The 13,299-nt window shown below is 68.0% G+C and carries 12 protein-coding genes; 7 read left to right on the plus strand and 5 right to left on the minus strand.

All coding sequences use genetic code 11. The features are described from left to right. Window positions 1-3: 3 nt before the first annotated feature. Window positions 4-924: a LysR substrate-binding domain-containing protein gene (locus AC3A6G_RS24370; protein WP_487862705.1), complete on the minus strand. Its 921-nt coding sequence runs from the start codon at window positions 922-924 to the stop codon at window positions 4-6. A 93-nt stretch (window positions 925-1,017) separates the two neighbouring features. Between AC3A6G_RS24370 and AC3A6G_RS24375 the strand changes: the two genes are divergently transcribed. Both AC3A6G_RS24375 and AC3A6G_RS24380 read left to right on the plus strand, forming a co-directional pair. Further along, window positions 1,018-2,214: a pyridoxal-phosphate dependent enzyme gene (locus tag AC3A6G_RS24375; RefSeq protein WP_487874816.1), complete on the plus strand. Its 1,197-nt coding sequence runs from the start codon at window positions 1,018-1,020 to the stop codon at window positions 2,212-2,214. 24 nt (window positions 2,215-2,238) lie between these two features. Beyond that, window positions 2,239-3,219: a Bug family tripartite tricarboxylate transporter substrate binding protein gene (locus AC3A6G_RS24380; RefSeq protein WP_487874817.1), complete on the plus strand. Its 981-nt coding sequence runs from the start codon at window positions 2,239-2,241 to the stop codon at window positions 3,217-3,219. 33 nt (window positions 3,220-3,252) lie between these two features. On the opposite strand, the gene AC3A6G_RS24385 is transcribed toward AC3A6G_RS24380, so the two are convergent. After that, on the minus strand, window positions 3,253-3,561 hold the full coding sequence (locus tag AC3A6G_RS24385; RefSeq protein WP_487862702.1) for a hypothetical protein: 309 nt from the start codon (window positions 3,559-3,561) through the stop codon (window positions 3,253-3,255). A gap of 188 nt (window positions 3,562-3,749) precedes the next feature. Here AC3A6G_RS24385 and secA point away from each other — a divergent pair, with 188 nt between their 5' ends. From secA to AC3A6G_RS24410, 5 genes are all read left to right on the plus strand, one after another. Then, window positions 3,750-6,542, plus strand: a complete 2,793-nt coding sequence (secA, locus tag AC3A6G_RS24390) for a preprotein translocase subunit SecA (RefSeq protein WP_487874818.1) — start codon at window positions 3,750-3,752, stop codon at window positions 6,540-6,542. Between the two features lie 31 nt (window positions 6,543-6,573). Continuing rightward, window positions 6,574-7,803, plus strand: coding sequence for a bifunctional glutamate N-acetyltransferase/amino-acid acetyltransferase ArgJ (argJ, locus tag AC3A6G_RS24395; RefSeq protein WP_487862700.1), 1,230 nt, complete (start codon window positions 6,574-6,576; stop codon window positions 7,801-7,803). Between the two features lie 82 nt (window positions 7,804-7,885). Then, the gene (locus AC3A6G_RS24400) at window positions 7,886-8,761 is read left to right on the plus strand and encodes an ATP-binding protein (protein ID WP_487862744.1); all 876 of its coding nucleotides are present in this window, start codon (window positions 7,886-7,888) and stop codon (window positions 8,759-8,761) included. A gap of 25 nt (window positions 8,762-8,786) precedes the next feature. Continuing rightward, window positions 8,787-9,236: a (deoxy)nucleoside triphosphate pyrophosphohydrolase gene (locus AC3A6G_RS24405; RefSeq protein WP_487865680.1), complete on the plus strand. Its 450-nt coding sequence runs from the start codon at window positions 8,787-8,789 to the stop codon at window positions 9,234-9,236. A 64-nt stretch (window positions 9,237-9,300) separates the two neighbouring features. Then, window positions 9,301-11,259 carry an acyltransferase family protein gene (locus AC3A6G_RS24410; RefSeq protein WP_487874819.1) on the plus strand — a complete coding sequence of 653 codons (1,959 nt, stop codon included), beginning with the start codon at window positions 9,301-9,303 and terminating at the stop codon, window positions 11,257-11,259. Window positions 11,260-11,280: 21 nt separating this feature from the next. On the opposite strand, the gene AC3A6G_RS24415 is transcribed toward AC3A6G_RS24410, so the two are convergent. From AC3A6G_RS24415 to AC3A6G_RS24425, 3 genes are read right to left on the minus strand one after another with little or no spacing between them, the layout of a single operon-like run. Then, entirely contained in the window at window positions 11,281-11,493 is a 213-nt protein-coding gene (locus AC3A6G_RS24415) for a DNA gyrase inhibitor YacG (RefSeq protein ID WP_487862697.1), read from the minus strand. Further along, window positions 11,490-12,245 (minus strand): cell division protein ZapD, encoded by a 756-nt coding sequence (gene zapD / locus AC3A6G_RS24420; RefSeq protein ID WP_487862696.1) that lies wholly within the window; start codon window positions 12,243-12,245, stop codon window positions 11,490-11,492. Before zapD ends, AC3A6G_RS24415 begins: the two co-directional genes overlap by 4 nt. A gap of 36 nt (window positions 12,246-12,281) precedes the next feature. Then, on the minus strand, window positions 12,282-13,298 hold the full coding sequence (locus AC3A6G_RS24425) for a hypothetical protein (RefSeq protein WP_487862695.1): 1,017 nt from the start codon (window positions 13,296-13,298) through the stop codon (window positions 12,282-12,284). Window position 13,299: the final 1 nt, after the last annotated feature.

Below are 13,299 nucleotides of genomic sequence, written 5' to 3' on the forward strand. Positions count from 1 at the left end.
CGATCAGCGCAGGCAGCGCTGGATGCGCTTCTCGTCCTCGGCGAGCTGCTGGCGCATCAACGAAAGAAAGTCGCGCGCGGTCGCCGAAAGCACTTTCCCCGCCGGCATCACGAGCACGCACGAGAAGAACACGTCGACCGAGAGGCGGCGCACCACGAGGCCGCGCTCGGCATAGTCGAGCGCGGTGACCGGGTTGACCAGCCCGACGCCGAGACCGCGCAGCGCCATCTCGCAGACGCTGGCCGCATAGGGTGTCTGCACGGCGGCCCGCAGCGCCACGCCGCGCTCGGCCAGCGCGGCTTCGAGCCACCGGTGCGACGGATCCTCGGCGTTCAGCGCGAGAAAGGGCACCTGCGCCAGCTGCTCCAGCGCGATGCGCTTGAAGCGCGCGAGCGCATGCCCCTGGGGCATGACCACCACGCCTGGAAAGCGCGCGAAGGTCGAATGCGCGATGCCTTCGAGCGGCAGCTCGTCGGCCATGAGGCCGAAATCGGAAATGCCCTTGGCCACGCGGTCGCGCACGTCTTTCGAACTCAGCACCTGCAGCGACACCTGCGGCCAGGGCCCGTCGCCGCGCTGCGCCTTGAGGCGTTCGAGCGCGCGCGGCATGAAGCCGAGGCCGAACGCGGGATAGCAGCTGAGTTCGAGCTGGTTGGTGCCGAAGTCGCGCAGGCTGCGCATCCGGTGCTCGATGGCGTCCATGCCGATGAAGACACGCTCGACCTCGGTCCAGAGTGCTTGCGCTTCGGGCGTGGCGACGAGGCGCCCGCCGGTGCGCTGGAACAGCCGCATGCCGGCCTGCACCTCGAGCCGCTTGAGCGACTGGCTGACCGCGGGCTGCGTCACGTTCAGCAGCGCCGCGGCCTTGCGCGTGGAACCGGCGCGCATCAGGGCGCGGAAGGTCTCGATCTCGGTGAAGCGCATTGATAAGTTTTCTTATCGCCTGAGTATTTCGGGCTGTGCGATTTTATTTCCAGATGCCTACGATCCGCTCACTTCCACCGTTGCAGACCCGCCGTGAACCCGTCGTCTCCCTCCCTTTCGAACTTTGCCGCTCCGGCGCCTGCGGGCGCACCGGGCCGCGCCGCGCGCCCGACGCGGAACCCGCGCCTGCAAGGACTCCAGTGCCTGCGCTGCGACACGCTCTATCCGCTCGCGTTGGCGAACGATGGTTGCCCGGCCTGCCGGGCCGAAGGCGTGCACGTGGGTTTGCGCGCCAGCTACCGGGCCGAGGCGGGTGGGGCCCCGGTGCAGATGCCGTACGCGGAGGGCTTCACGCTCGGCGAAGGCGGCACACCGCTGGTCGACCTGCCCGAGCTGGCGCAGCAGTTCGGCGTGGCGCGGCTCGCGCTCAAGGACGAATCGAAGAACCCGACGGGTTCGCACAAGGACCGGATGACCGCGGTGGGCGTGGCGCAGGCGCTGGATTTCGGCGCCCACACGCTGGTGCTGGCCTCGTCGGGCAATGCGGCGATCTCGGCCGCCTACTACGCCTGGGCCGCCGGCCTGGGCTGCGAAGTGGCCGCCTATGAAGGCCTGCCGCCCGCCTACGCGCGCCAGCTCGATGCGCTTGGTGCGCGGCGGCGTGTGTTCTCGGACAATGCCGGCCGGTGGAATTTCGTGCGTGAGCGCTCACAATATGAAGGTTATTTCGCGCTGACCAACTACCGCCTGCCAGCGCTCGGCAGCGCGCCGCTCGCGATCGAAGGCTACAAGCCGATCGCTTCGGAATGCGTTGCCGAGGGCGGCCTGCCCGATCACGTGCTGGTGCCCACCGCGCGCGGCGACCTGGCCTGGGGCCTCTACGCCGGCTTTCGCGAACTGCTGGCGGCGGGGCGCATTGCGCGCCTGCCGCGCCTCTGGATGGTCGAACCTTTTGCGCGCCTCTCGCGCGTGCTCGCCGGCGGCGCACTCCATGGCGCGTACCCGGGACACACTGCGCAGTTCTCCACCGCCGGCGCCACCGTGACCTATCTGCAATGGCAGGCGGCCACAGCGTCGGGTGGCGGCGCGGTGGTGGTGGGCGACGACGCGGCGCGCGCGGCGCGGCGGACGCTCGCCAGGGCTGGCGTGAGCGCCGAACTGTGCGCGGCGGCCGGGCTCGACGCCCTGCGGCAATTGCGCGAGCGCGGCGCCATCGAGGGCGGCTCCCACGTGCTGCTGATGCTGACCGCCAGTGCCGCGCGCGACCCGAGCGTGCCGGACGCTTCCTGATCCATTGACGAGGAGATCGACACCATGTACCAACCGCGACGCCGTGCCTTCCTCGCTGCCGCCTCGGCCACCCTGATCGCCCCGGCGCAGCGTGCCTGGGCGGCCTTTCCCGAGCGGCCGATCAAGCTGATCGTGCCGTGGGCCGCGGGCGGAAGCACCGATGCCATCGCGCGCGCCATGGCCCAGCGCATGAGCCAGACGCTCGGCGCGCCGGTGCTCGTCGACAACCGACCGGGCGCCGCGGGTCAGATCGGCACCGAGGCGGCCGCCAAGGCCGCACCCGATGGGTACACGCTTGCGATCGTCGAGCTGCCGCACGCGATCGCGCCCGCCGTCACGGCGCGGCTGCCCTACGACCTGCTGCGCGACTTCACGCCCGTGACGATGATCGGCACCTCGCCGCTGGTCTTCTTCGCGGGCATGGGCGAAGAAAGCCGCGATTTCCGTACCTTCGTCCAGGCCGCGGCCGCCGCATCGATGCCGCCGGCCATCGCGCACAGCGGCGCCGGCACGGTGAGCCACCTGGCGGCGGAACTGCTCGCGAGCCGCACGAAGATCCGCTTCAACATGGTGCCGTACCGCGGCTCGGCGCCCGCGCTCACCGATGTGGCGGCAGGCACCGTGGGCGGCCACTTCGCGACGCTCGCCAGCGGCGCCAGCCTGCTGGGCGCGCGCAGGATCCGCCCGCTGCTCGTGACGAGCGCCCAGCGCGTCGGCCTGCCCGGCCTCGAGCAGGTGCCCGCGCTCGCGGAGAGCGGTCTCAAGGGGCTGGAGATCGACCAGTGGTGGGCCATGGTGGCGCCCGCGACCACGCCGCTCGAGACCATCGAGCGTCTGCGGCGCGAAGCCATCGCGGCGCTGGACCATCCCTCGGTGCGGGAGCGCATGGCGGTGCTCGGCGTGCAGCTCAAGGGCTCCACCACGGCCGAACTGCGCGCCTTCATGCGCGCCGAGACCGAGCGCTGGCGCAAGGTGGCGCACGACATCGGGCTGCAGCCGCAATAGGCGCTATAGGCCGGCCGCGCCTTGCGGCGCGTGTCAGCGCCCGGTCTGGACCTTGATCCGGATCGTGTTCACGTCCCAGCCCTTGTTGCGCAGCCGCGTCACCAGCATCGGCGAGAGCTGGCGCAGCTTGGCCGCGGCGGCGCTGCCGTTCACCAGGATGCACCAGACATCGCCCTCGGCCGGGCCGGCCTGGAGGGCAGGGCGCATGGCGGGCGGGATCAGTCCCTCGACCGCGCGCAGCCGCTCGCCGGCGTCGCGGGCACGCGCCATCAGGCTCGCCAGGGTGGGCGAATCCTCGGCGGCCTGCTGCAGCGTGAAGGAGGGGGCGGAGCGGCGATTCATCGGTAATACGGAGGTGGGAACAAGGCAGCTAAAATGCCAGGTTTGCCGACGCTTGCGCCGGTAGATCGGTAGTAGCGGCTGGCTTTCGAAGCTTGCATTCGAAGAAGGTGCGCCCAACTGCTTTCACCATATCTTAGGGAATCCGGTCGCAGTGCCTGTCGTCTCAGGTGCTGACCATCTCCACGCCAATGGCAACCAACTTCCTGACCCAGATCTTCGGCAGTCGCAACGACCGGCTCCTCAAGCAGTATCGCAAGACGGTGGAGCGCATCAATGCGCTCGAACCGGCGTTCGAGAAACTCAGCGACGACGCACTGCGCGCCAAGACGCAGGAGTTCAAGGACCGCGTCGCCAAGGGAGAAACCCTCGACGCGCTGCTGCCTGAAGCCTTCGCCACCGTGCGCGAAGGCTCCAAGCGGGTCATGAAGATGCGCCACTTCGACGTGCAGCTGCTCGGCGGCATGGCGCTGCACAACGGCAAGATCGCCGAAATGCGCACCGGCGAGGGCAAGACGCTGACCGCCACGCTGCCGGTGTACCTGAATGCGCTGTCCGGCAAGGGCGTGCACGTGGTCACGGTGAACGACTACCTGGCCAGCCGCGACGCCACCTGGATGGGCCGGCTCTACAACTTCCTCGGGCTCACGGTGGGCATCAACCTGCCGCAGGCCCCGCGCGAGCAGAAGCAGGAAGCCTACGGCAGCGACATCACGTACGGCACCAACAACGAGTACGGCTTCGACTACCTGCGCGACAACATGGTCTACGAGCCCGGCGACCGGGTTCAGCGCCAGCTGAACTTCGCGATCGTCGACGAGGTCGACTCGATCCTGATCGACGAGGCCCGCACGCCCCTGATCATCAGCGGCCAGGCCGAAGACCACACCGATCTCTACCTCGCCATCAACAAGGTGGTGCCCCTGCTCACCAAACAGGAAGGCGAGGCCGACCCGCGCACCGGCGAGGGCGTGACCGTGCCGGGCGACTTCACGGTCGACGAGAAGACGCACCAGGTGTTCCTGACCGAGGACGGCCACGAGAACGCCGAGCGGCTGCTCGGCGAGTTCGGCCTGCTGCCCGAGGACGCGTCGCTCTACGATCCGGCCAACATCACGCTGATGCACCACCTGAACGCCGCGCTGCGCGCGCGGCACCTGTACCACCGCGACCAGCATTACGTGGTGCAGCAGGGCGAAGTGGTCATCGTCGACGAATTCACCGGCCGCCTGATGACCGGCCGGCGCTGGAGCGACGGCCTGCACCAGGCGGTGGAGGCCAAGGAAGGCGTGCAGATCCAGGCCGAGAACCAGACCCTGGCCTCGATCACGTTCCAGAACTACTTCCGGCTCTACAACAAGCTGGCCGGCATGACCGGCACGGCCGACACCGAAGCCTACGAGTTCCAGGAGATCTACGGACTCGAGACGGTCATCATCCCGCCGAACCGCATCAGCAAGCGCGACGACCAGCTCGACCGCGTCTACAAAACCACGCGCGAGAAATACGCGGCCGCGATCGACGACATCCGCGAATGCTACGAGCGCGGCCAGCCGGTGCTGGTGGGCACCTCGTCGATCGAGAACTCCGAGATCATCGACGGCCTGCTCACCGAGGCGGGCCTGCCGCACCAGGTGCTTAACGCCAAGCAGCATGCGCGCGAGGCCGACATCGTGGCGCAGGCGGGCCGCGCGAAGATGATCACTATCGCCACCAACATGGCGGGCCGCGGCACCGACATCGTGCTGGGCGGCAACATCGAGAAGATGATCGAGGCGATCGAGAACGACGAAGGCCGCGACGAAGCCACCAAAGAGGCCGACATCGCGCACGTGCGCGCCGAATGGACCAAGGACCACGAATTCATCAAGTCGCTCGGCGGCCTGCGCATCATCGCGACCGAGCGCCACGAGTCGCGCCGCATCGACAACCAGCTGCGCGGCCGCTCGGGCCGCCAGGGCGACCCGGGCTCGTCGCGCTTCTACCTGAGCCTGGACGATCCGCTGATGCGCATCTTCGCGGGCGAGCGCGTGAAGGCGATCATGGACCGCCTCAAGATGCCGGACGGCGAGGCGATCGAGGCCGGCATCGTCACGCGGAGCATCGAGAGCGCCCAGCGCAAGGTGGAGGCGCGCAACTTCGACATCCGCAAGCAACTGCTCGAGTACGACGACGTGTCGAACGACCAGCGCAAGGTGATCTACCAGCAGCGCAACGACATCCTCGACGCGACCGACCTCTCGGCACAGATCGCGGCGCTGCGCGAAGGCTGCTTCACCGACCTGGTGCGCCAGTACGTGCCGGTGGAATCGGTCGAGGAGCAGTGGGACCTCGAAGGCCTCGAAAAGACGCTCTTCACCGAATGGGGCATCGACATGCCCCTCAAGAAGGAGGTCGAGGCCTTGGAGGCCGTGAGCGACGAGGACATCGTCGAGAAGGTGGTCAAGACTGCCAACGAGAATTTCGAGGCCAAGGTGGCCATGATCGGCCAGGAGAACTTCACCCAGTTCGAGCGCATGGTGCTGCTGCAGAGCATCGACACGCACTGGCGCGAGCACCTCGCCTCGCTCGACTACCTGCGCCAGGGCATCCACCTGCGCGGCTATGCGCAGAAGCAGCCCAAGCAGGAATACAAGCGCGAGGCCTTCGAGCTCTTCGGCCAGCTGCTCGACTCGGTCAAGGTCGAAGTCACGCGCCAGCTCATGACGGTGCGCGTGCAGTCCGGCGACCAGCTCGACGAGGCAGCCGATGCGCTCGAGAGCCGCGGCGAGAACCTCTCCAACATCACCTACACCGCGCCGACCGAGACCGGTGAGGTCGAGGTGCGCCGCGACGAAGAGAACGAGCGCCGCATCGCCGCTGCGGGACTCGGCGCCGGCGGCCTGGGTGCCCAGGCCGCGGCCTTCGCGCGCGTCGGCCGCAACGACCCGTGCCCCTGCGGCAGCGGCAAGAAGTTCAAGCATTGCCACGGCAAGCTGAGCTGATTCCACGAACGTCCGGAGAAGAGATACCGCCATGCCCGTGAACCTGTCTGCTCCCGATCCCGCCGCGCTGTTCGCGGTGCCCGGCGTCCGCATCGGCGTGGCCGAGGCGGGCGTGCGCAAGGCCAACCGCAAGGACCTGACGGTCGTGCTGATCGACGACGGCGCGGCCGTCGGTGGCGTGTTCACCCAGAACCGTTTCTGCGCAGCGCCGGTGCAGGTCTGCCGCGAGCACCTGGCGGCCAACCACGGCATCCGGGCGATGGTGATCAACACCGGCAACGCCAATGCCGGCACCGGCGAGGACGGCCTGCTGCGCACGCGCACCACCTGCATCGCGCTCGCGCGCCATCTCGAGATCGCGCCCGAGCAGGTGCTGCCGTTCTCGACCGGCGTCATCATGGAGCCGCTGCCGGTCGATCGCATCGAGGCCGGCCTGCCCGCCGCGCTGGCCGATGCATCGGAGAACCACTGGGCGCGCGCGGCCGAAGGCATCATGACCACCGACACGGTCCCGAAGGCCGCGAGCCGCCGGGTGCAGGTCGGCGGCGCCACCGTCACCGTCACGGGCATCAGCAAGGGCGCCGGCATGATCCGGCCGAACATGGCGACCATGCTCGGCTTCATGGCGACCGACGCGAAGATCGATCCGTCGCTGATCCAGCCGCTCGCCAGGCAGCTCGCCGACGGCTCGTTCAACCGCGTGACGATCGACGGCGACACCTCGACCAACGATTCGTTCGTGGTCATCGCCACGCAGAAGGCGGCCCATGCGCCGATCACCGCGCTCGATTCGGCCGAGGGCCAGGCGCTCGTGGCGGCCATGCAGGACGTGGCGCGCGAACTCGCGCAGGCGATCGTGCGCGACGGCGAGGGCGCGACCAAGTTCATCACCGTCCAGGTCGAAGGCGGCCGCGATGCCGCCGAGTGCAGGCAGGTGGCCTATGCCGTGGCGCATTCGCCGCTGGTCAAGACGGCCTTCTACGCCAGCGACCCCAACCTGGGCCGCATCCTCGCGGCCGTGGGCTACGCGGGCATCGCCGACCTCGACCAAACCGGCATCGACCTGTTCCTCGACGACGTGCACGTGGCGGTCAAGGGCGGGCGCAACCCGTCGTACCGCGAGGAAGACGGCCAGCGTGTGATGAAGCAGAGCGAGATCACGGTGCGCATCGGACTGGGACGCGGCAACGCGAGCGAGACGGTGTGGACCTGCGACTTCAGCCACGAGTACGTGACGATCAACGCCGACTACAGATCATGACAGCCCCCACGCTCCGCACTTCGTGTCGTCGCTGCCCCCCGAGGGGGCGCTCAACGCCCTTCGGGCGGCCGGGCGGGCGTCGATGAACGAGCAGTTCCAAAGGCTGATCGAGCGCGCCGAACAGCTGATCACCCGCATCGAATCCGTCCTTCCGCAGCCACTCGCGGCGCCCGCCGACTGGAACGCGTCGATCGCCTGGCGCTATCGCCGCCGCAGCTCGGGCCATGGCGTGCTCGAGCCCGTGAAGCACCTGGCCGCGATGGCGCTTGATTCGCTCAAGGAAATCGACGTTCAGAAAGAGAAGATCGAGCGCAACACGCGCCAGTTCGTCGAAGGCAAGCCGGCCAACAACGTGCTGCTCACGGGCGCGCGCGGCACCGGCAAGTCGTCGCTGATCCGCGCCTGCCTGCAGGCCTACGCGCCGCAGGGCCTGCGCCTGATCGAGGTCGACAAGGCCGAGCTCACCGACCTGCCCGACATCGTCGAGGTGGTGTCGCAGCGGCCCGAGAAGTTCATCGTCTTCAGCGACGACCTGAGCTTCGACGAAGGCGAGCCGGGCTACAAGGCGCTCAAGTCGATCCTCGACGGCTCGATTGCGGCATCCACGCCCAATGTGCTGATCTACGCGACGAGCAACCGGCGCCATCTGCTGCCCGAGTACATGAAGGACAACCTCAGCTACACCCACACCGAGGACGGCGAAGTGCATCCCGGCGAAGTGATCGAGGAAAAGATCTCGCTGTCCGAGCGCTTCGGCCTCTGGGTGAGCTTCTATCCGTTCAGCCAGAGCGAATACCTCGCGATCGTCGCGCAGTGGCTCTCGTCGTTCGGCGTGGATGCCGCCGCCATCGAGGCCGCGCGCCCCGAGGCGCTGGTCTGGGCGCTCGAGCGTGGTTCGCGCAGCGGCCGCGTGGCCTACCAGTTCGCGCGCGACTACGCGGGGCGGACCAGCGCATGAGCGTCATGCCAACAAGGGTTCACCAGTGACCGACGCGGGCCCCAAGCACACCGAGGTGGCCGTCGGCGTGCTGATCCGCGCCGACGATGGCGCGCTGCTGCTGTCGACGCGGCCCGAAGGCAAGCCCTACGCGGGCTTCTGGGAGTTCCCGGGCGGCAAGGTCGAGGCCGGCGAAACGGTCGAAGAGGCGCTGCGTCGCGAACTGCACGAAGAACTTGGCATCACCATCGCGGGCGCTGAAGTCTGGAAGGTGACCGAGCACGACTACCCGCATGCGCTGGTGCGCCTGCACTGGTGCAAGGTGATGCAATGGTCGGGCGACTTCGAGATGCGCGAAGGCCAGCAGATGCGCTGGCAGCAGCTGCCGCTCGACGTGGCGCCGGTGCTGCCGGGCGCGCTGCCGGTGCTCGAATGGCTGAGCCAGGAGCGCGGCCTGCCCGCTTCGGCGGCGCTGGCGGTTTCGACGCTCGACTGATGGACGCGCGCATCGCGCCGGGCGAGCGCATCGAGCCGGCGTCGCGGGTTCGAGGCACCGCGCCATGATGCATCCCAAGTACCGCCCCGACATCGACGGCCTGCGCGCCGTGGCGGTGGGGTCGGTGCTGGCCTTCCATGCCTTTCCCGATGCGCTGCCGGGCGGCTTCATCGGCGTCGACATCTTCTTCGTGATCTCGGGCTTCCTGATCACGACCATCATCCTGCAGAGCCTGGCGGCCGGCGACTTCAGCTACCGCGACTTCTATGCACGGCGCATCCGCCGGATCTTCCCGGCGCTGACGCTGGTGCTGGTCGCGACGCTGGCCTTCGGCTGGTATGCGCTGCTGCCGCGTGAGTTCACCGCGCTCGGAAAGCAGGCGGCCGGCGGCGCTGCCTTCATTGCAAATTTCGTCTTCTGGGGCGAGGCCGGATATTTCGACACGGCCGCCGAGACCAAGCCGCTCCTGCACCTGTGGTCACTCGGCATCGAGGAACAGTTCTACATCTTCTGGCCCATGCTGCTGGCCTTCGCATGGCGCCGGCGCTGGCCGGTGCTGCGGCTGCTGTGGGTGCTGGCGGTGGTGTCGTTCCTCGTCAACGTGCTGACGATCCATCCGTTTCGCACGGCCGCGTTCTATTCGCCGGCCTCGCGCTTCTGGGAGCTGATGGTGGGCGGCATCCTGGCCTGCATGCGGCTGCAAGCCGCCGCCGCGAACGCGCCGCCGGCACCGGCCTGGCGCAGCCATCTGCAGTCGTGCCTGGGCATGGGCCTGATCGTGCTGGGGCTCGTGACGATCCGCAGCGACAAGGCCTTCCCGGGCTGGTGGGCGCTGCTGCCCACGGTGGGCGCGGCATGCTGCATCGCGGCCGGCCCCAACGGCGTGCTCAACCGCTGGGTGCTGGCGCGCCGCCCGATGGTGTGGGTCGGTCTCATCAGCTACCCGCTCTACCTTTGGCACTGGCCCTTGCTGGTCTATGCGCGCATCGTCGAAGAGGGCGAGCCTGCGCCCGCGGTGCGCGCGGCCATGGTGATCGCGAGCGTGGCGCTGGCCTGGTTCACCTACCGCTTCGTGGAGCGCTTCACGCGCGAGCGGACCGAGCCCGCGATGCTGCGCGCGCTCGTGGGCGGCGGTGTAGCGGTGGCGGTCGTCGGCCTGCTTGCCTTCGGCGGCATGCCGCCGCGCAACGGCAGCGACCTGCTGCGCAAAGTGACCGATGCCACGGTCGACGACGACTACTTCGCCGGCTTCGCCGACCGCAAGATTGCAGGTCATCGGGTCAAGGCCGTGGGCAGCGGTGCGCACAAGGTGCTGCTGATCGGCGACAGCCATGTCCAGCAGTACGCGCCACGCGCACGCGAACTGGCGCGCACCGCGCCCGAGCGCATGGCCACGACGTATTTCTCGATCTATGGCGCCTGCCCGCCGGTACCCGGCATGGTGGCCGAAGGCAACCCCGGCTGCGAACAGGCGCGCAACGAGATGCTCGCGCTGGCGCTTGCGCCAGACATCGACACAGTGGTGGTTGGCGCCTGCTGGAACTGCTACTTCACGGGCAATTTCCCGCTGCCGTTCTACTTTCATGAAGGTGGCGCGGCCTACCTCGTCAACGACGGCGGCGAGGGGCGTGCCCGTGCGATCGAGGCGCTGTCGAAATTGCTGGCAACGCTCGTGGGCAGCGGCAAGAAGGTCTACCTGTTGCTCGACAACGCGAGCGGCATCGCGTTCGAGCCGCGCCGCCTCATCGAAGGCAGCCGCATGGGTCGCATGGTGGCACTCGGCAGCACGCCGCACGCGCTCCTGCCGCCCGATCAGGCGCAGCTCAACGAGCGGTTGAAGGCGCTTGCACGCGCTGCCGGCGCCGAGCCGATCGACGTGGTGGCGAGCCTCTGCAAGGACGGGCAGTGCCTGCGCGCGACGCCGGACGATGCGCCGGTCTACAAGGACCGCGAGCATCTGCGCGCGGCCTATGTGCGCAGGCATGCGGCCTACGTCGACAGCATCTTCCTTTCGCCGCCCTAGCTGCTGCGGCGGCGTGGCCGGCTACTGAACCTTCTTCGGATCGCCGAAAGGCTCGTCGTCGGCGGGTGCCTCGGCCGGCATGCGGAATTCCTCGCTGGCCCAGGCGCCGAGGTCGATGCCCTTGCAGCGTGCGCTGCAGAACGGGCGGTAGGGATTGCGTTCGGCGTAGACGCTGTCGCCGCCGCACGCGGGGCAGCGGACGATGCGCTCGCCGATCTGGCTGGCCTTGTTCATGCGCAGAGCGTGAGTTCGAATGCGGCGTCGTCGTTGCTCGGGTGCAGGCGGTCGTCGGCTTCGTGGCGCATCATCCGGACCGAGACCATGAGCCGGTTGCCGCTGATCTCGGGAATCAGGCCCAGTCTCGGATCGATGCGCAGCCGCAGCAGCTGAAAGCTGCGCCCCTGCGGGAGGTTCTGCTGGAACTGCCCGCCGGTGGCCATGACCTTGTAGGGCACGTCGGCCTCGCGCAGGAGCTTGAGCAGCAGGTAGATGGATGCGGCGAGCGGCGACAGCGTGCCGGACCAGCGTTCGAGGTCGGCGCGCCGGCTCGCTGCACTGCGGTGCTGCCAGGCGTAGTACGCGGGCAGGTCGAATTCGCAGGTGCCGCCCGGAATGCTCGCGCGGCTCCTGATGCTCATGAGCCACTCGTTCTCGGTCAGCGCCTGGCCCGCCTTGCCGGCCACGCTGTTGAGCGTGGCGAAATTGCGCTCGAGCTGGCCGACGACCTGGTCGAGCACGGCTTCGGCGATGGCCGGATTGCCGCGGTAGCTGTTGAAGACGTTCTTGTGCTTGTCGAGGTCGCGCATCACGTCGGCCTTGAGGTCGGCACGTGCAGCGACGTCCATGATCTCGAAGATCGTGACCAGCGCGTAGTGATGCGACAGCGGCGATTCCGCGGGCACCAGTTCCCCGAGGCGGCGAAAGAGATGCTCCAGCCGCAGATACGTGCGAATGCGCTCGTTGAAGGGGTACTCGTAAAGGATCACGCGGTTCTATAGCTTTTCTGTCGCGGAATCATAGCCTCAGGGCGTCTTCGCCGGCGGCGAAGGCAGCACTTCGCGCACCGCCGAGAGCATGCGCTCGCCGAGTTCGAACTGGCCATGCATCGACATGTGGGTGTCGTTCGGAAAGTAGAAGTCGCGCACCTGGGTGTGCTTTTCGCGCGCGAATGCGAAGAGGTCGGGGCCCAACCCGGACGCGCGGAACCCGGCCTCGAAATCCTTCGAGAAGTCGGGCTTCAGGTACACGGTGGTCTTGTTGGGAATCACCATCCACATGATAGGAAAGCGGGTGTGGGCCTGTGTGAAATTCTTCATCCACGCGAGGTGCGCGGGGGTGAGTGGCCCATTGTCCTCATCTTCGGCGAAAAAGGGCATCTTGTCGCAGCTGCGATGCGAGAAGAGCTTGCAACCGTCGGGCACCGGGCGCACCCAGGTGTTCCAGTCGAAGTAGATGTCTGTTGCAGACTTTTTCGCTTTCCAGGTGTTGTAGTAGGTCGTGACGCCCGTCATGAACTGGACGTTCCAGTTGGGCGCGGGACTCGGCACCGTCTCGTCGGGCGTGATCAACGCATGGTCCTGGGCATCGAAGGGCATGACCATCTTCTCGCACTTCATGCTGTCCGTGGTGCGGTCGCCGAGCAGGCGTTCGACGCTCTCGATGATGATCAGCTTGCCCTTGAAGCCCGACTTCTCGATCCACTGGTCGAAATCGGCGCAGAGCGCGTTCTCGTACTGGCCCCAATAGGTGGTCGTGACGCGGTAGCCGGCCCGGGTCAGCACCGACTGCCAGCGGTAGGTCATCGAGAAGCTGTCGCCGATCACCAGGATGTCGGCCTTGTCGACCGGTGCGGCCTTCAGGAAGGCGGGATCGGCCTTGGGCGGCGGCGCGGTCCAGCCGAACTCGCGCTCGGACAGGCGGCCGATCCGCGTGAGGTCGCCGTAGGGAATGGGGCTGGTGAGCGAGATGATCCACAGCACCATCAGGACGATGTAGCCGATCAGGAAGAAGCGCAGCCAGACTTTCGCGGGCGTCGTCATG

This window comes from Variovorax sp. Soil_C_26 (genome assembly GCF_057657075.1).